20 protein-coding genes and 1 tRNA gene are annotated in these 16,809 nt (G+C 63.7%); 13 read left to right on the top strand and 8 right to left on the bottom strand.

Going from position 1 to position 16,809, the window contains the following annotated elements; all coding sequences use genetic code 11:
- Nucleotides 1–9 precede the first annotated feature (9 nt).
- Both ACQR0Z_RS06510 and ACQR0Z_RS06505 read right to left on the bottom strand, forming a co-directional pair.
- Nucleotides 10–99, bottom strand: coding sequence for a K(+)-transporting ATPase subunit F (locus ACQR0Z_RS06510; RefSeq protein ID WP_434860169.1), 90 nt, complete (start codon nt 97–99; stop codon nt 10–12).
- A gap of 10 nt (nt 100–109) precedes the next feature.
- On the bottom strand, nt 110–274 hold the full coding sequence (locus ACQR0Z_RS06505) for a hypothetical protein (protein ID WP_434918088.1): 165 nt from the start codon (nt 272–274) through the stop codon (nt 110–112).
- 267 nt (nt 275–541) lie between these two features.
- Here ACQR0Z_RS06505 and ACQR0Z_RS06500 point away from each other — a divergent pair, with 267 nt between their 5' ends.
- From ACQR0Z_RS06500 to dapA, 4 genes are all read left to right on the top strand, one after another.
- A complete protein-coding gene (locus ACQR0Z_RS06500) occupies nt 542–985 on the top strand; it encodes a hypothetical protein (protein ID WP_434860171.1) in 444 nt (147 codons plus the stop codon).
- Nucleotides 986–1,002: 17 nt separating this feature from the next.
- Nucleotides 1,003–1,287: a hypothetical protein gene (locus ACQR0Z_RS06495; RefSeq protein ID WP_434918087.1), complete on the top strand. Its 285-nt coding sequence runs from the start codon at nt 1,003–1,005 to the stop codon at nt 1,285–1,287.
- 140 nt (nt 1,288–1,427) lie between these two features.
- Nucleotides 1,428–1,697: a hypothetical protein gene (locus ACQR0Z_RS06490; RefSeq protein WP_434918086.1), complete on the top strand. Its 270-nt coding sequence runs from the start codon at nt 1,428–1,430 to the stop codon at nt 1,695–1,697.
- Nucleotides 1,694–2,644, top strand: a complete 951-nt coding sequence (gene dapA, locus ACQR0Z_RS06485; protein ID WP_434918085.1) for a 4-hydroxy-tetrahydrodipicolinate synthase — start codon at nt 1,694–1,696, stop codon at nt 2,642–2,644. Before ACQR0Z_RS06490 ends, dapA begins: the two co-directional genes overlap by 4 nt.
- Nucleotides 2,645–2,676: 32 nt before the next feature.
- Here the strand turns inward: dapA and ACQR0Z_RS06480 are convergent, their stop codons facing one another.
- The 4 genes from ACQR0Z_RS06480 to mobB all read right to left on the bottom strand — a co-directional run bounded on the left by ACQR0Z_RS06480 (nt 2,677) and on the right by mobB (nt 6,387).
- Nucleotides 2,677–2,922, bottom strand: coding sequence for a hypothetical protein (locus ACQR0Z_RS06480; protein WP_434860175.1), 246 nt, complete (start codon nt 2,920–2,922; stop codon nt 2,677–2,679).
- Between the two features lie 176 nt (nt 2,923–3,098).
- Entirely contained in the window at nt 3,099–4,754 is a 1,656-nt protein-coding gene (locus ACQR0Z_RS06475; RefSeq protein ID WP_434860176.1) for an OFA family MFS transporter, read from the bottom strand.
- A gap of 739 nt (nt 4,755–5,493) precedes the next feature.
- Nucleotides 5,494–5,727 (bottom strand): sulfurtransferase TusA family protein, encoded by a 234-nt coding sequence (locus tag ACQR0Z_RS06470; RefSeq protein WP_434860177.1) that lies wholly within the window; start codon nt 5,725–5,727, stop codon nt 5,494–5,496.
- A gap of 132 nt (nt 5,728–5,859) precedes the next feature.
- Nucleotides 5,860–6,387 (bottom strand): molybdopterin-guanine dinucleotide biosynthesis protein B, encoded by a 528-nt coding sequence (gene mobB / locus ACQR0Z_RS06465; protein WP_434918084.1) that lies wholly within the window; start codon nt 6,385–6,387, stop codon nt 5,860–5,862.
- Between the two features lie 223 nt (nt 6,388–6,610).
- On the opposite strand from mobB, the gene mobA reads away from it, so the two are divergent.
- The 3 genes from mobA (at nt 6,611) to ACQR0Z_RS06450 (ending at nt 9,214) form a co-directional block, all read left to right on the top strand.
- On the top strand, nt 6,611–7,249 hold the full coding sequence (gene mobA, locus ACQR0Z_RS06460) for a molybdenum cofactor guanylyltransferase MobA (RefSeq protein ID WP_434860243.1): 639 nt from the start codon (nt 6,611–6,613) through the stop codon (nt 7,247–7,249).
- Nucleotides 7,250–7,259: 10 nt separating this feature from the next.
- A complete protein-coding gene (locus ACQR0Z_RS06455) occupies nt 7,260–7,850 on the top strand; it encodes a cation transporter (protein WP_434918083.1) in 591 nt (196 codons plus the stop codon).
- A 158-nt stretch (nt 7,851–8,008) separates the two neighbouring features.
- Nucleotides 8,009–9,214, top strand: coding sequence for an ABC transporter substrate-binding protein (locus tag ACQR0Z_RS06450; RefSeq protein WP_434918707.1), 1,206 nt, complete (start codon nt 8,009–8,011; stop codon nt 9,212–9,214).
- Nucleotides 9,215–9,266: 52 nt separating this feature from the next.
- On the opposite strand, the gene ACQR0Z_RS06445 is transcribed toward ACQR0Z_RS06450, so the two are convergent.
- Complete coding sequence (locus ACQR0Z_RS06445) at nt 9,267–10,232, bottom strand: TAXI family TRAP transporter solute-binding subunit (protein ID WP_434918082.1); 966 nt, start codon at nt 10,230–10,232, stop codon at nt 9,267–9,269.
- Nucleotides 10,233–10,336: 104 nt separating this feature from the next.
- Here ACQR0Z_RS06445 and ACQR0Z_RS06440 point away from each other — a divergent pair, with 104 nt between their 5' ends.
- The 6 genes from ACQR0Z_RS06440 (at nt 10,337) to ACQR0Z_RS06415 (ending at nt 15,797) form a co-directional block, all read left to right on the top strand.
- Nucleotides 10,337–11,302, top strand: coding sequence for a Bug family tripartite tricarboxylate transporter substrate binding protein (locus ACQR0Z_RS06440; protein ID WP_434918081.1), 966 nt, complete (start codon nt 10,337–10,339; stop codon nt 11,300–11,302).
- Between the two features lie 159 nt (nt 11,303–11,461).
- Nucleotides 11,462–11,537 (top strand) — tRNA-Ile (locus tag ACQR0Z_RS06435).
- A gap of 519 nt (nt 11,538–12,056) precedes the next feature.
- Complete coding sequence (locus ACQR0Z_RS06430) at nt 12,057–13,328, top strand: tyrosinase family protein (protein ID WP_434918080.1); 1,272 nt, start codon at nt 12,057–12,059, stop codon at nt 13,326–13,328.
- Nucleotides 13,329–13,378: 50 nt separating this feature from the next.
- Nucleotides 13,379–14,233, top strand: a complete 855-nt coding sequence (locus ACQR0Z_RS06425; RefSeq protein WP_434918079.1) for a hypothetical protein — start codon at nt 13,379–13,381, stop codon at nt 14,231–14,233.
- Complete coding sequence (locus tag ACQR0Z_RS06420) at nt 14,230–15,354, top strand: SCO family protein (RefSeq protein WP_434918078.1); 1,125 nt, start codon at nt 14,230–14,232, stop codon at nt 15,352–15,354. Before ACQR0Z_RS06425 ends, ACQR0Z_RS06420 begins: the two co-directional genes overlap by 4 nt.
- A 146-nt stretch (nt 15,355–15,500) precedes the next feature.
- Nucleotides 15,501–15,797: a hypothetical protein gene (locus tag ACQR0Z_RS06415; RefSeq protein WP_434918077.1), complete on the top strand. Its 297-nt coding sequence runs from the start codon at nt 15,501–15,503 to the stop codon at nt 15,795–15,797.
- A 517-nt stretch (nt 15,798–16,314) separates the two neighbouring features.
- Here the strand turns inward: ACQR0Z_RS06415 and ACQR0Z_RS06410 are convergent.
- Nucleotides 16,315–16,791 (bottom strand): response regulator, encoded by a 477-nt coding sequence (locus tag ACQR0Z_RS06410; protein ID WP_434918076.1) that lies wholly within the window; start codon nt 16,789–16,791, stop codon nt 16,315–16,317.
- Nucleotides 16,792–16,809: the final 18 nt, after the last annotated feature.

Genomic DNA, 16,809 nt, shown 5'->3' with positions numbered 1-16,809 from the left:
GCGCGCGGATCAGAACCGCTCGGGCCGCAGCAGCGCGTAGGTGAGATAGATGAGCAGCGCGATGGAAACGGCGCCGGCGAGCGAATAGTCGACTATCATGGCGCGTCTCCTACAGCCGCTCGCAGGCATAAGTGTAGCCGATCGCCAAGGCGAAGAAGCCGGCGGCGAGCGCCAGCATCAGAAGGTCCAGCATGGTGTGCTCCTCATGTGCGCGACGGGCGCGCAACGCGTGGAGCGGACGGCCGCGTGCATTGGCGGCCGCGGTCCGTTCCACGCTCCCAGGTGGCATCGGACCGCATAGGTTTTCGAGACAGCGCGGTCGGGAAAGTTATAGGAATCCCATAAAGACCGCAGGATTCCGCGGCCCGGATCGGCGGGCGCCGCGCTCGCGCGCATAGGAGCCGCGCTGGCGGCCGGCGTTTATGCCGCGCCTATTTCTTCCCCGTCCCCGCCCTCTCGCATTCCTACGGCCTCTGCCGCCAGATTGCAGGGCGCGGCCCCGGTCGGGCCGCCGCCGCTCACGGACGACGGAAACAACATCATGCCGCACACGATCACCCTGGATGCCGCGCAGCCCCAACTGGCCGCGCAGGAAGCCGCCACGCTGCTCACGGATCTTCTCGGCGAGGAGGAGGGGGTCTCGCCGCTGTCGGCGCGCGGACGGCGACGGGTGCGGATCGACCAATTGCTGCGCGCCGAGGCTCGCATCGACGCAGCGCTGGAGCTGATCGCGCTACGGCTGCCGCGCTGGTCGCTGCGCCGCCTCGCTTATGATGACGGTGAATGGCATTGCGCGCTGTCACAGCAGCGCGAGATGCCCGACTGGCTCGACCATTGCGCCGAGGCAACGCATAGCGACCTGTCGCTGGCGATCCTCCACGCCGCGGTCGAGGCGCAGCGTCTCGAGCCGCAGCCAGCCCCCGGCTCGGGACGCCACGCCGCCGAGCCCGACCTCGCGGCCCTGCTCTGTTGCGACAATTTCTAACGGCGAAGCGCTTTGCGATGATCGTCTCGGCCGACAATCCCGTGGAGCTCTCCGCGGCCCGTGTCCTGCTGCGCTTCGGCTTGCGCACCGTGATCCTCGTCGTGTTCGCGAGCTTCGGCAGCATCGGCTTCGGACGCAGCCTCGCAGCGCTGCTGTGGATGACCGTCATTCTCTGCGCCGTGCTCGCCACGCTGCGGCGCGAGCGCGCCTTCACCGCCGGCCTGAACCATTGGGACGAGTTGGCCGGATACCTCGCGCTGTATTGCGCCGTGATGACGCTGACGACATCGGCGGGATCCTAGAGCACGCGCTCTTTATGCCGTGGCTATGAGGTGTCCCGCTGCGTCGCATCGATTTCCTATCCCGGCCACCCGATATCCGACCAACGACACCGACGCCCTGCCGTGCGGCAGCTCCGCGTCACATCAGAAGGACCATATCCATGAAGCTCGTCGAACCTCCCTCGTCGAACAAATCTGCGACCGCGCTCGTGCTGATCGGGCGCAACAGCCGCGGTCAATGGGTCGCGCAGGAGCAGACCGGCCTCTATGGCGGCCTGTTCGTCAGCCGCGCCGAGGCGATGAAATACGCGCTGTTCGAAAACGGGCATCACCCCGAAACGATCGTCGAGCTGTCGCGCACGATCGAGCTCGACACCGAGGGACGCCTCGCTCCCGTCGGCCTGTTGTACGGAAAACGGCCGGTCGCATGAGCCAGACCTCCCCGGCTCGACGCGAACCTGCGACACGCTGGCTGGCCGGCGCCATCGCGGACATTCCAACGCCATTCGCCGCCGATGGTGCGCTCGACATCCCAGCGCTCGACAGACTCTGCGCACGGCAGATCGAAGCCGGCGCAAGCGCAATCCTGGTGTGCGAGATCGCAGGCGAAGTATCCACGCTGACAGCGGCGGAGCGCGACGCCGTCATCCGCACGGCGGTGGCTGCGGCCCGCAACCGCGTTTTCGTCATCGCCGGAGCCGGCTCCAATTCGACGCTGCAAGCGGTGCAGAACACACGGCAGGCGGCTGCCGCGGGCGCCGACGCGGTGATGTCGGTGGTCCCCTACTACAACCGGCCGACCGCGGAGGGCATCTACGCGCATTTTCGTGCGGTCGGGGATGCCACCGCGCTGCCGATCATCCTGCACGACTGCCCGTCACGGACGGCCCGCGCGCTGCCCGACGAGATCCTGGTCCGGCTGGCACGATGGGCGCAGTTCGTCGGCCTGCGCGATGCCACCGGCGATGTCGCGCGCGTCGTCCGCCTGCGCGCATTGGTGCCGCCCGGCTTCCGCCTGCTGGCGGGCGATGATACGGCAGCCGTGCCGCTGGCGGCAGCCGGGTGTGACGGCTGGTTCTCACTGGTCGCCAATGTCGCTCCGCAGCTCTGCAGCGCGATCCTCACCGCCTGCCAGTGCGGACGCTGGTCCGCGGCGCGACGGCTGCATCGCCGGTTGCTGCCGCTGATCGAGTTGACGAACCGCGAGGTGCCCGCAGCCTTGAAGCAGGCCCTGAGCCTGCAGGGCCTCGCCGCAGCCGATGTCCGCCTGCCGCTGACGGAGCTGGACACGGCTGCGAAAGGCATGGTGGCCCACGCCATGGCGCGGATGAGCACTACACATTCCAAGACCGCTCCGGGCTCGCCCGACCTGCTATGAGACAGAAGCCCGCGCCCCCGGTCGGCCGGGTCTCAGAAGTCCCACTTCTCACAAAGAAGCAACGGCACCTGCGGCCGGCGCGACATGTCGGACTCGATGCGCGCGATGGCGCCGCGGCGCAGCAGCAACTCGTTGCGCAGGCGTCGGAGCTTGGCTGCGGCGATCGCCGCGTGGATGGCCCTGAAGGTCCGACGCAATGCTCTGCCCAGGCGCGACAGCCGGGGTGCCCGGATGACGTCAGCACCGTGGAGGTCACGAAACGGCGTCACCGAACTCATGTCCATTCTCCGCAAAGCAGCCGGCACGAGATCGACCGGCGAAGCGAAGAATGCGGCGCCTCGGCGTAGGAATGCGAGACGGGCCGATCGGGCCTTTCATAGGAAAGCCATAAGGGCCGAAACGAAACGGGGCGGCCAGACCGGCCGCCCCGTTTGCTTCAATCCATTGAACCGGATCAGAAGATCTTGACGGCGCTCTCCAGTGTCTTCCAGACGCCCCAGGCCAGCGGCACGCCGACGAAGGCCCAGAACAGCGCGGCCTTGGCGTCGAGTCCGCCCTTGCCGATGCCGAACGATCCGTGCTGGATCGCCGACTCGTTCTTGGCGAGCTGCGCCTGATACTTGGCGACCTCGTCCGGGCTCATGTTCCACTTGTGATCGACGGGCTTGATCAGGAAGTTGCAGATCAGGCCGGCCAGGAGCATGGCACAGAGGATGTACATCGTCGTGTTGTACAGCTGGTCGCGCGGCACACCGGCGGCGAGCTGGAACTCGCGGATGTAGTTCACCACCACCGGGCCGATGATGCCCGCGGTAGCCCAGGCCGTCAGCAGCCGGCCATGGATGGCGCCCACGAACTGGGTGCCGAACAGGTCGGCCAGATAGGCCGGCACCGTTGCAAAGCCGCCGCCATACATCGAGAGGATGATGGCAAAGGCGCCGACGAACAGCAGCTTCGATCCCATCGCAGCGAAGGTCGGCGCCAGCGCGTAGAGCACGATGCCGATCAGGAAGAAGCAGTAGTAGGTCGCCTTGCGGCCGATATGGTCCGACATCGACGCCCAGAAGAAGCGGCCACCGATGTTGAACAGCGAGAGCAGGCCGGCAAAGCCTGCCGCGATACCCGCGACGGTCGCCTTCTGCGTGGCGTCGAGCTGGTTGAAGCTGACGTCAGGCAGCCCGATGAGCTTGCCGGCGAAGATCTCCTGCAGCATCGGCGAAGCCATGCCGATGACGCCGATGCCGGCCGACACGTTCAAGCACAGCACCCACCAGACCAGCCAGAACTGCGGCGTCTTGTGCGCGTTGTTCAGGTGGACGTGGTGGTCGGAGATCATCGCCTTCTTGACCGCAGGCGGCGTCCAGCCTTCGGGCTGCCAGCCGACCGGGGCGACGCGATAGGCGAAGGCGCCGATCATCATGAAAACGAAGTAGATCACGCCCATGGTGACGAACGTCTCCCAGACGCCCACCGAGGTCGGCGTCTTGAAATAGTTCATCAGCAAATTGGCCAGAGGAGCGCCGATCATGGCGCCGCCGCCGAAGCCCATGATGGCCATGCCCGTCGCCATGCCGCGGCGGTCAGGGAACCATTTCACCAGCGTGGACACCGGCGAGATGTAGCCGAGACCGAGACCGATGCCGCCGATGACGCCGGCGCCGAGCCACATCATCCAGAGCTGGTGCACATAGATGCCGAGCGCCGCGATCAGCAGGCCGCCACCCCAGCAGCACGCCGCGACGGCGCCCGCCTTGCGCGGACCGGCGCGCTCGAGCCAGCCGCCCCAGATCGCCGCGGAGCCGCCGAGCAGCACGAAGAACAGCGTGTACATCCAGCCGAGGCTCGCGACTTTCCAGTCGCAGCTGGTGGTGAACAGCTCCTGCACCAGGGTCATGTCGGTGCAGACCTGGCTCTGCGTCACGCCGATGGCGCGCGACAGAGGCAGCCAGAACACCGAGAAGCCATAGGCCATGCCGATGCACAGATGGATGCAAAGTGCAGCCGGAGGAACCAGCCAGCGGTTGAACCCGGCCTTGGCGACCGTGTGCTCACGATCGAAGATGCCCGCTTGCGCGTTGGGGAGCGCCCCCGCGCTCTCAATGCTAGCCATGCTTTCCCCCTCTACGGACACCCGTCCAACGCAACGACCTCATGTTCTGTCCCCTTGATCAGAATCAATACGCTTACCCACCCTGCCCGCTATGGACGTACCAGAACATTTTCGCGACGCACAAACGCCAAAGACGGTTCCAACGGCATGACACCCCCCACCGGGCCTCATGCGGCTGCCATCGTTGTGCCGCGGTTCCGCCTGGCCCGATCCCCAACGGGCATGACGCGCCTCCCGCAACCTCTGCGGAAGCGCCCCAATTGGTGCAGAACCGAGGCAAATTGTCGATAGTAAAATGGTAATAATTGCTCAAACGTCGTGGATTGATTGCACCGCAACGCGGATGTGTTGCTAACAAACACAGAAATTCGCGTGCAACCGTCGTCACCGCCACTCCCAGCTGTAGTCCTGTTGCTGTCGATTACTTTAGAGCTCGACAACCATTCCTGAGAGAATCAACTAATGAGATGGCCCGCCGGCAGAGAGGCGATCCCTCGGATGCGCCACGCGCGGGCTCTCGAAAAAGTGATGCAGCAACAACCAGGCCTTGCCTTGCGGCGATGACGCAAGCTTGGACTGACAAGACGGCATTGTTATGTGCGCGCATGGGCGCTGCTGCGACGATAGGAAGCGGCACGCCTGCTTGACAGCCGTGCAGCGTGAAAGATCGGCGCACGAACTACTTAGTTGGGACAACCTGCAGCATAGGCCGCGTCCACGCTCGCTCGCATCGATCGTGCTAGGGGTTCGCCGCCTTCTCGATCAGAAACGTGAGACGGCTCTCGCTGCGCTCGAGCAGCTCGACGTGATCACCGGTCTCGCGAATGAGGTTCGGGATGTCGATGACCGCCAGCGGGTCGGTGCAGCACACCTCGAGCCGCTCTCCCGCCTTCAGCGATTGCAGCGCCTTGCGGGTCTTCAGCGCCGGCAGCGGACACTTCAGGCCCGTCAGATCCAGCCTCGTTCTCGTCATGCGCGGGACCATGGCCAAGCCTGCCCGGCGCGTCAACGGTATCGTTGCAACGGCGGCGCGATGGTGGAACCGGGTTCCTGGAATGCCAGGCTCACGAGTTCCACGCGGATTCCGCAGCGCTCGCTCCTGCACTCACTCGCCGGCCTTCGAGAGCGCGAGCACGTCGGCCAGGGGCATGGCGAGTCGCCGAACCAACGCAGCCGCACGCGTGACATCGTCGAGGTCCACCCGCGGCAGAGCGGTTTCGACGGCCGCGTCGGTGACGAGGCCGACGATCCCGGGATCATTCGGGAACAGCAGCGGCTTGCCGTTGGCGACACGGTGCACCTCGATCCGGTGATGCGGTCCGGCCTTGTAGCCTTCGATGATGACGAGATCGACCGGAGACATTTTGGCCAGCAGGTCCGCAAGCGATGGCTCGGCAGCGCCGCGAAGCTCGTGCATCAGCGCCCAGCGCGTGCCGGACGCCACCAGCACCTCCGCAGCCCCGGCCTCGCGATGGCGCCAGGAATCCTTGCCGGGAACATCGACGTCGAACTTGTGGTGCGCGTGCTTGATGACGGAGACACGCAGCCCTTGCGCGATGAGATGGGGAATCAGCCGCGTCAGCAGCGTGGTCTTGCCGGCGCCGCTCCAGCCGGCGAGGCCGATGACGTTCATCGCGGTCTCCTGAGGGCGCCTGCTCCTGCAAGCGGCGCATGCAAACGATTGATCGACGGGCAAGGCCTCGCGCTGCTCCGTCGATGGACCAGCCCCTCATGCCAGCAGCCACGCGGGTTCCGCAAGGCTGCATCCCCGCGAGGGCAATCTCTCCCTGCTCCGACACGCCGGACGCATCACGCGCTGACGCAACGACAGCAGACGTGGTACGGAACCGGTGATGATGGCGACGATCTCTCCTTCGATTCCCGGCGTGGTGCTTGCCGGAGGCCTGGCGCAGCGAATGGGTGGCGGCGACAAGCCGTTGCGCCTGGTGGACGGCCGGACCATCCTCGCGCGTGTGATCGCCCGCCTGGCCCCGCAGTGCAGCCTTCTGGTCCTCAACGCCAACGGCGATCCCGCGCGATTCCTGGGCTTCGGCCTTCCCGTCGTGCCGGATGGCGTGACCGGTTTTCCAGGCCCCCTCGCCGGCATCCTGGCCGGACTGGACTGGGTCGCGACGCATCTGCCGGCGGCGCCTTGGATGCTGAGCGCGCCCGGCGACTGCCCGTTCCTGCCGCGCGATCTCGCCGTCCGGCTGTCGGAAGCACGGGCCGCGGAGCATGCCGAACTGGCGCTGGCGGCGTCATCAGGCCAGACTCATCCGGTGATCGGCCTGTGGCCGGTGGCCCTGCGCGACGATCTCCGCCGCGCCCTGGTGACGGAGGACATCCGCAAGGTGACCCGGTTCACGGCCCGCTACAAGGTCGCGACCGTGAGCTGGCCCGCCGCCCCGCGCGATCCCTTCTTCAATGCCAACACCATCGCCGATCTCGCCGAAGCGGAACGGCTCGCCGCCCTGGACGATGACCCCGACGGCTAGAGGACTCCCGATGGATGCGACGATTTCGGTTCGCCGCGCGGTGCTTGCGGTCGCCCTGCTCAATCTCGGCTATTTCGGCATCGAGTTCGCCGTCGCGCTGTCGATCGGCTCGGTGTCGCTGTTCGCCGATAGCGTCGACTTTCTCGAGGATGCCTCGGTCAACATCCTGATCGCGCTGGCGCTGCGCTGGAGCCCCGTGCGCCGCGCGCAACTCGGCAAGGTGCTGGCGCTGATCCTGCTGGCGCCGGCGCTCGCGGGACTGTGGACCGCCGGCGAGAAGCTGTTCGCGCCGGCCGTGCCGGCTCCGCTGCCGCTCACCCTCACCGGTTTCGGCGCGCTGATCGTCAACCTCAGTTGCGCGCTGATCCTGGCACGGGTCCGAGATCACCAGGGCAGCCTCACCCGGGCTGCCTTCCTGTCGGCGCGCAACGACGCGTTCGCCAACATCGCCATCATCGCCGTGGGTCTGGTCACGGCCTATGCATGGCGATCGGCCTGGCCGGACCTGATCGTCGGCATCGGCATCGCGCTGATGAATGCGGATGCCGCGCGCGAGGTGTGGGAAGCCGCGCATGAGGAGCACGAGGCCGCCCGGGCGTGATCCCCTGGCATTTCGCTGGCGCTGCAGCGCACAGCATCGCTCCACCGCTCCGATGCCCGGCGTGATTGACGGCCGCACGCGATTGATTGCAGATAGGCGGAGCGGCCGGCAGAGCCGCGATGAACAACGGTGTCATGCCGGCATCCGTGGAGGACGCATTGCAACTGAGCTCCTTGAGAACGGCCGCATGGGCCGCCACCGCGCTGCTGGTCACGACGGCGGCTCAAGCCCAGATCTCCGACAACGTCGTCAAGATCGGCGTGCTCAGCGACATGAACGGACCGGCGTCGACGCCGACCGGCCAGGGCTCGGTCACCGCGGCGCAGATGGCGGTGGATGATTTCGGCGGCAAGGTGCTGGACAAGCCGATCAGCGTGATCGTCGGCGATCATCAGCTCAAGCCCGACATCGGCGCCGCGATCGCGCGACGCTGGTACGACACCGAGCAGGTCGATCTGATCGTCGACGTTCCGGTCTCCGCGGTCGGCTTGGCGGTGCAGACCATCGCCACCGAGAAGAAGAAGCTGTTCATCACCCAGTCGACCGGCGCGGCCGACTTCCATGGCAAGTTCTGCTCGCCTTACGCGATGCAGTGGGTGTTCGACACCAAGGCGCTCGCTACCGGCACCGCGAAGGAAGTGGTCAAGCGCGGCGGCGACAGCTGGTTCTTCATCACCGACGACTACGCCTTCGGCCATTCGCTGGAGCGCGACGCCTCCAGCGTCGTCACCGCCAATGGCGGCAAGGTGGTCGGCGCCGTCCGGCCGCCCTTCGCAACGGCGGATCTATCATCCTTCATTCTGCAGGCGCAGGCCTCCAAGGCCAAGATCATCGGCATCGCCGCAGGCCCTCCGAACAACATGAACGAGATCAAGACGGCCGCCGAATTCGGCCTGCTCAAGGGCGGCCAACAGATGGCCGCGCTGCTGGCGCTGATCACCGACATCCATTCGCTCGGCCTGCCCGCGGCGCAGGGCCTGCTGCTCACGACCTCGTTCTACTGGGACATGGACGACAAGACGCGCGAATGGTCGAAGCGCTATTTCGCCAAGATGAACCGGATGCCGACGATGTGGCAGGCCGGCGTCTACTCCGCCGTCACGCACTATCTCAACGCGGTCAAGGCCGCCGGCAGCGACGATCCGCTGGCGGTCGCCGCCAAGATGCGGGAGACGCCGGTCGAGGATTTCTTCGCCCGTAACGGCAGGCTCCGCGCTGACCATCTGATGGTGCATGACCTCGTGCTGGCGCAGGTCAAGTCGCCGGAGGAAAGCAAATATCCGTGGGACTACTACAAGATCCTCGCGACCATCAAAGGCGATGACGCGTTCGGTCCGCCGGATCCGGCGTGTCCGATGAAATAGGCGAGTAGCGAATGGCGAATGGGGTCATTTTGATTCCCGCTATTGGCCCCTCTCATTTCGCCAACCCGACCTCCCGCAGATATTTCAGCACGCCCGGGTGAATGAGATCGAGGCTGGGCGCCGCCGCAACGGTGTTGGCGGCCGTGGTCTCGCACGCTTGTGCCAGGGTGGCACACAGCGTCGCTTCGGCGCCATGCAGCGTCCTCGCCAGTTGGTAGGCGACGTCGTCCGGCAGGTTTTCGCGCGCGAGCACGTAGCTCCAGGAGCCGATCGAATTGATGGCTTCACTCTGGCCCGGATAACTGTTCGCCGGCACGGTCAGCAGCTTGAGAAAATTGTGCTTCGCCCTGACCTGCGCGATCTCCTCGGCCGAAGGCGCGATGAAGCGCGCGCCGCCCGGCGCGCTCGCCATCGCGTGGAAACCCGGCCAGCCGATGCCGGCGCCCCACAGCGCCGCGGCCTGGCCATCCAGCACCATGGCCGGACCATCGCCGGCGCGATCGAGATAGATCGCATGGAAGTCGTCGTCCTGCTTCAGGCCGAGACCGTCGAGCATGTAGCGCGACATGATCGGCAGGCCCGAGCCCTTGGCGCCGAACACGACCGTCTGGCCGACGAGGTCGCGGATGTTGCGATAGGGACTGTCGGCCCGGACCACGAACAGGCCGGGGCTGGAGAAGATCGCCGTCAGGATCTTCAGCCGCGTCTTCGGGCGATCGATGCCCATGAAGGCCTGATAGGCCGGCTCGCCGGCGACGAGGCCGAGATCGAGCTCGCCCCGCTCCAGCAGCGGAATGTTCTCGTTGCTGCCCTTGGTGTTGCGCGGCACGATCGGCAGCCCCGGATCGGCCTCCGTCATGACCTTGGCGAACGCATCGCCATAGAGCGGGAACCCGCCGCCCGGTGTCGCGGTCCCGAGGCTGAGCGTGCGCGTGGTGGTCACGGTCCCTCCCTGCTGTCCTGCGGCGCTGCCCGCGAGCAGCGCGACCGCAAGCCCGAGCCATCGCCATCTTGTCATTCGCCTGCCTTTCCGGCCTTTGTCCGGCACGCGCATGTAGGCAAGCGTGCGGATCTATGGAAGCATGTCGTCAACGACAATGACAACAGCTTCGGGAGGACAAGATGAGACTAGCGCGCGCGTTCCTGGCCGGCCTCGTGGCCACGGCCTGCCTCATGAGCCAGCCGGCCGCAGCCGCCTATCCGGACCGCCCGATCCGCTGGCTGATCGGCTTCGCGCCAGGCGGGCCGGTCGACATCGTCGCGCGCATCATGGCGCAATGGCTGTCCGACCGTCTCGGCCAGCAGGTCGTGGTCGAGAACCGCACCGGTTCGGGCGGCAACATCGCCGCGGCCGCCGCGATCAACTCAGCGCCGGACGGCTACACGCTGCTGTTCGTCGCGCCGAACAATGCGATCAGCACCTCGCTGTACAAGAAGCTGCCTTACGACTTCATCCGCGATACCGTGCCGGTCGCGAGCATCATGCAGCTCACCAACATGCTGGTGGTCAGCAACGACGTGCCGGCCAAGACGGTGAAGGAGTTCATCGCCTATTGCCAGGCCAATCCCGGCAAGATCGCCTTCGCCTCGTCCGGCAACGGCACCTCGGTGCACATGGCCGCCGAGCTGTTCAAGGTGATGACCAAATGCGACATGCTGCACGTGCCCTATCGCGGCTCGGCGCTGGCCTTCCCGGACATCATCTCCAACAAGGTGCAACTGATCTTCGACAATTTGCCGACGGCGCTGGAGCAGGCGCGCGGCGGCAGCGTGCGCGCGCTCGGCGTGACCTCGCCGCAGCGCTGGCCGACGGTGCCGGACGTGCCCGCGATCGCCGAGACCGTGCCAGGATACGAATCAGTCGGCTTCTACGGCATCTCCGCCCCGAAGGGCACGCCGCCGGAGATCGTCGAGACCCTCAACAAGGCGGTCGGCGAGGCGCTGAAGGACCCCAAGCTGGTGGCGCGGCTGGCCGAGACCGGCGGCATCCCCCGCGCGATGACGCCGGCCGAGTTCGGCAAGCTGGTCGCCGACGAGACCGAGAAATGGCGCAAGGTGGTCGAATTCGCCGGCGTGTCGGTGGATTGACGCGCGGGCTCATGCCCCCTGCCGGTCCGCGAAAGCGGCCGGCAATGGCATTGCCGGATCGCCGGTCAGGCTGTAAACGAAGCCCGCACCGTCGCCGGGCCATCCGCGCCGCGCCGGACAGGTCCCCCTGCCCGCCGCCGCCAAGCCCACCGCGCCGCGGGGCCTGTAGCTCAATGGTTAGAGCCGGCCGCTCATAACGGTCTGGTTGCAGGTTCGAGTCCTGCCGGGCCCACCATCGATTTGAACGCCTTGCTGGCTTTGATTTTTCTGCGGCGGCCTCGCCACACCAGATACCATGTCCATCTTTGTTCGTATGGAAGCTGGAAGAGTTAAGCGAGTAGCGGCTCAAGCCAGCACCCGGACGTTTTGGTGAGGTAAAGGACTGCAGACGACAGCATCGATCGCGCGCGGCAAGGCTGCAACCAACTTAAACGCGCACAGCCCATGACCAGCATGACAAGAATATATTGACGGGTTGTCGGCTGTTCGCGCCGCAGCAGACGTCGCACATCTAATCGGCCTTCCCGGGATGCACGAATGGCGGGAGGGTAACGATATGAAATGCTGCATGAATCCAGATTCGAACGATTCGGGCAGATGCCGCCAGTCTGTGGCAGCGCGCAAAACGTACCGACGCCTGCGCTCACCTAAATTACCTCGACAAAAAGTATTGCATGCGAACGTTAGGCGTGATGCAATTGCAGGTTGATATCCTTCAATAAGAATTATTATTCAGAAAATGGAGGAGTTTTTAATGCACGTCGACGTTTCAATAGCCAGCAGTGACACTGATGGCCGCGTCTTTCTGACATGGACGCCAATTCAATGTAGTGCCCGTCTGATCGATGGCCCTGGAGCTGGCAAAACCGTGAAAGCCCTTCTGCGCAATGGCGGCAATGTGGGACAGGTCAAATTCGATGTGAAGCGTTCGCATCGGGGAACACCGACCTTACAGCTAGATATGCCAGGGGACGGCTCGCCGATAAAGTTCTGGGTCGCTGGTGAATTCAAGAAACCCAGCGCTAATTTCGGCGATGCAGTCCTGGAGGTGGTGGACGCTAATACGTCAGCTCCGCTGAGTTCGAAGCAGCTGATGGTGCGTGTTCGCAAGAACGCACAAAGTTTGTCTGACGCAGAGCGCGACCGCTTCCTCGCCGCGTTCGCAACTCTAAACGGACAAGGTACCGGCCGCTATACTCAATTTCGCGACATGCATGTCGATGTCACATTGGGAGAGTCCCACAACAATTGGGGCTTCTTGCCATGGCACCGCTCCTATCTGCTCGATCTCGAGCGCGAACTTCAGGCCATCGACGCAACCGTAAGTCTCCCTTATTGGCGATTTGATCAGCCCGCTGAGAAAGTCCTCTCACTTGCTTTCATGGGGGTGCCCGATAGCCACGATAGAGTTCAGTTCACTGCCGGACACCCTTTCAGACAATGGAAAGCGGAGGACGAGCCTGGCATCATCCGTGGGAGGGGATTTCCGCCTGCGAGTAAACCGCCAGGCCTGAAAACTGAGGACCAAACTATTGCACTGGGCGAAGGGAACTTTGCCGTTTTCGGCAAACCGTTCGTCGGTGCGCCCGATGCTGGCATGGAGTTGGACCCCCACGGATACGCTCATACCAGCTTTGGGCCGGCCAGCCGGATTTATTACCCAAGGTTCGCGCCGCGCGATCCTATGTTCTTCCTTTTGCATGCCAACGTCGATAGGCTATGGGCCAAATGGCAATGGTTCTACAAGCGCACGAGCGACGTAGATGCTAAGGCCTTTTACAACGGGCCGCCTGTCCAACTGGGTCACAACCTCGGCGACACGATGTGGCCGTGGAACGGGGTTACCGGAGGTACACGACCTGACACAGCGCCGGGAGGGGCATTGGCACCTTCGGCCCTGACTTCTGCTCCGGGACCGCGCCCGAAAGTTAGCAGCATGCTAGACTATCAAGCAGTGAATGGCGGTGTACATCTTGGCTTCGACTATGACGATGTCCCCTTTGAGATGCCCGACGGTTTAGTTTAACGCTACGTATTAGAATAGGCGCTGTATTCTCAGGAAAATGGAGGCCGATAATGGATGTCGATGAATTCCGCAGGGAATATATGGCAGAAATCGAAAAAGCAACGAGGGGGTCCGGGTCTAGCGAATTTGTCTTGATGTCGAACGCGACCGGGACCGCCGCCTCCTTAACAAGAAACCCTCACTGGATTCACAACGAGATCGCATTGTTTCGGGATGAGACGCAATCCACCGAGGTTAGGCTTGCTGCACTACGTAACGTCCAGACGGCAACTTTCATGGGCCCGGGATTCGCTCCCTATCGCGCAGCCCAAATGGATGCGTTGCGTGCCGTCGCCCTGCAGGATCCCGATCAAGACGTTCGTAGGCCCGCTCTTGAGATCCTTGCCATGGAGAAGGACGACGTGGCGCGGCAACTGCTGCTGACTGGCGTTGATGATCCAGGCAAAGCCGTAGTGCCTATCGCCAAAGCTGTCCAGCTTCTCGCCCATGACGATCATGGTGTCGCCATACCACTTGCTCACAAAGTGGTTGCCGGTCAATTTGACGTCGGAGCCAAAGAAGAAGCATTGCGGGTGCTGGCAGCGGATCTCGGAGCTGGCGACCTATTCGCCCGGATTATGATGGATCGAGCGCAACCGCCCCAACTCAGGTCCATCAGTGCGTCCAGTCTTCGCGAGGTTGATCCCACGAAGTTCGAAGAGCTGGCTCGAAAGATTGTTGTCGATGACGGCGAGAACGACGAGGTGCGCGCCAATTGTCTTGGCGCGCTCGATCACTTGCAAGGCTACTCGTCAAAAGCCGATCCGACGTTCACGGATTCGCTTTCTAAGCTCGATCTGACCGGTACGTCCGAAGGACTTCGCTCGGCAGCGTCGAGATATCTAAAGATGCGCTCGGTCGAATGAACTCCGGGGAAGCATATCCAACGATTTTGTCTGCGATCGCGGAACACATCCGCTTGCTTCGCCTCTCGCCGGCACGTCGCGAGGAACTGGTCGCGCTGCTCGTGGAGCAAGCGGTGATCTATCGCGGACTCGGTACCGGCGAGGTGGAGCGGATTCGCGGATTCGTGCTCGCGAGCTTCGAACGGTTGGGACTTCCCGAAACCGCGCTACCATTCGTGCTGGAGGAGCTCGAGACCGGTTACAATCCTTACACAGTTGCTGCGGCTGCTAGGGCGCTCCGCGGAGCCTCTGCTATTTCCGATCGCGCCATGGCGTTTCTGATCGCGGCAGCTAAACGCATCGAAATCAACGATGACTACGTGCAGTACGAGACGATGGATCCGGCTGACCGGACTACACCCCGATCCAGCGCACTAGCGGAAATAAACAATACCATTTCTGCAATTCGCGGCAGCAAGGTCAGCCCCGGCGTGGTATCGGCGATAGATCGGGACAGAAGCGCCCCTACAAGTCAGGCGGAAGGCCATTGCTGCTGTACGACACCGCCGCCGGTACAACTCGGATTACCAAAGTCTCCACCTGACATAGAAGGCTTGGCTCTGGAAGACCAAGCGGGCATAGCGTTCACCTACCGAGATTTTTTCCAAGGTCGGCCCTCCGTGGTGACATTCTTCTACACGCGCTGCATGAACCCCAGGAAGTGCTCGCTCACGATCAGCAAACTTGCCGCGTTGCAGGCTCGGCTCGCTCTGATGGGGTTGGCATCCCATATCAATATCGGCGCCTTCACTTACGATCCCGCCTATGATCGAGCGGCTCGTCTGCAGATGTACGGCATGGATCGCGGATTCAAGTTCGACGACCACAATCGGTTCATCCGCACCGTCGGGTCCTTCGAGCCGGTCCAGGCGAACTTCAATCTTGGTGTGGGCTTCGGTCCAGCAACGACCAATCGGCACAGCGTCGAGTTGCTAATTCTCGATGCAAACTGCAAGCCCGTTTATGAATCTCGGCGCGCGCTATGGGAAGAGGATGATGTGCTGCGTGCCATTGAGGAAGTTGTAGGTGCAAAAAAACAGGAAGGTGTTCGCGACGGTCAACTTGAGCGAGGCATTGGTTGACAGCCAACATTGGACATGGCAGCACAGAAATGTGCGCCGCGTCGTCCGCGCGTAGAGTCTCGGTATGAGATGATGGGCCGTGGTGGAGCTATCCGGACTGCGCGCCGGACGCTAACGGCGCCGGCGTGACCTCAGCGAGACTCACCATGCCCTGCCTCTCGGCGGCAAGGGCGGCGCGAACAGAGTGGCGCGATCCAACGCGCGACAAGAACGATCGCCCGATCGATCTGGTAGAACTTTGCCCAATTCGCGATCACCAACGGATAGGCATCGGCGGTGGTGAAAGTCTCGGCCAAAAACAGCGCGGCCAATCGTTGCTCGACCATCCGATATTGATGCGATTGACGATCCGCCCCCGGATGTCCTGGCAAATGGACAAGTTCAGGGGCACGAAACTCTTCTGGAGTTCCGCAGCGACGAAAATCTGCCACTTCATGACGTGATACCGTGCCGGCCACCCGCTTCAGGCATCAGGTCCTTCCAGCCGGCATCTCATCGCTCCAGAAAGAAGGCCGTCTCTTGCGCGCTAAGGGCACGTCTCTAGCGCGCACCCTTTTCGCATAGACTGACCAGAATGCAACAAACGCGATCGAAAGCATACGAAAACCTAGCAAATCAACAAATCCGATCAATCTCCTCCCGCTCATAGCGGTCTGGTTGCAGGTTCGAGTCCTGCCGGGCCCACCAGCGATTTCAACGGCTTGCTGGCAAACGTGGCGACCCGGGCCGGATAATTACTTGACACGACAACATCGATGTCGTCCGCCGGCGGCGCTCAGGACAGCGAGAGGTGTTCGTCCCGCGCGAGGCGCCACGCCTGGGCGCAGGCTCTGGGCCGTGATGGTCGGGACACGATACATCCGAAGCGGTGGTCGCAATTCCTCATCGTCACGGCGTACAGCGCCTCGACGTCTTGCGTAGAACGCCTCGACACTTCCGGCGATCCTGAGAGTTCGGCTGTTAGCAGGTCGTGCGCCGAATTCGACGGGCCATCCGAGGGTCCATGTCGAGCAATGCGGCGTCGAGGTCCTTCCAGAAGTCGGGGCCTTTCCTGACGTGGCGGGTGCCCACGCGCTCGCATCTCTGCAGCGTATGCTGGTTGTTGCTGCCCGTGATGATGATCACGTTGGCCGGCGCACGGTCGGCATCGAGAAGATGCCCGCAGACCGACAGGCCGTCCAGCTCCGGCATGTTGACGTCGATCACCAGGACGCTCGGCTTGCCCCGCGTCGCCTTCAGAAAGGCCTGAAGGCCGTCAGACGCCGTGTCCACCTCGAAGCCCAGGCGCGCGAAGTGATGTGAGAGGAGCCCGACCACCGCGGCGTCATCATCCGCAATCAGCAGGCTGGGCGCCTGGCCAAATGAGCTCGCCGCATCGAAACCGTCGACTGATCGCCGTACCCTGAAAGCTTCGATCGGCTGCGCTGCCTGCCGCATGTCTTCGCTCCTGTCATC

The organism is Bradyrhizobium sp. HKCCYLS3077, assembly GCF_051167555.1.
GTDB lineage: Bacteria > Pseudomonadota > Alphaproteobacteria > Rhizobiales > Xanthobacteraceae > Bradyrhizobium.
The sequence above is the reverse complement of the archived record's forward strand: the minus strand, read 5'-3'. Positions and strand labels throughout refer to the sequence as shown.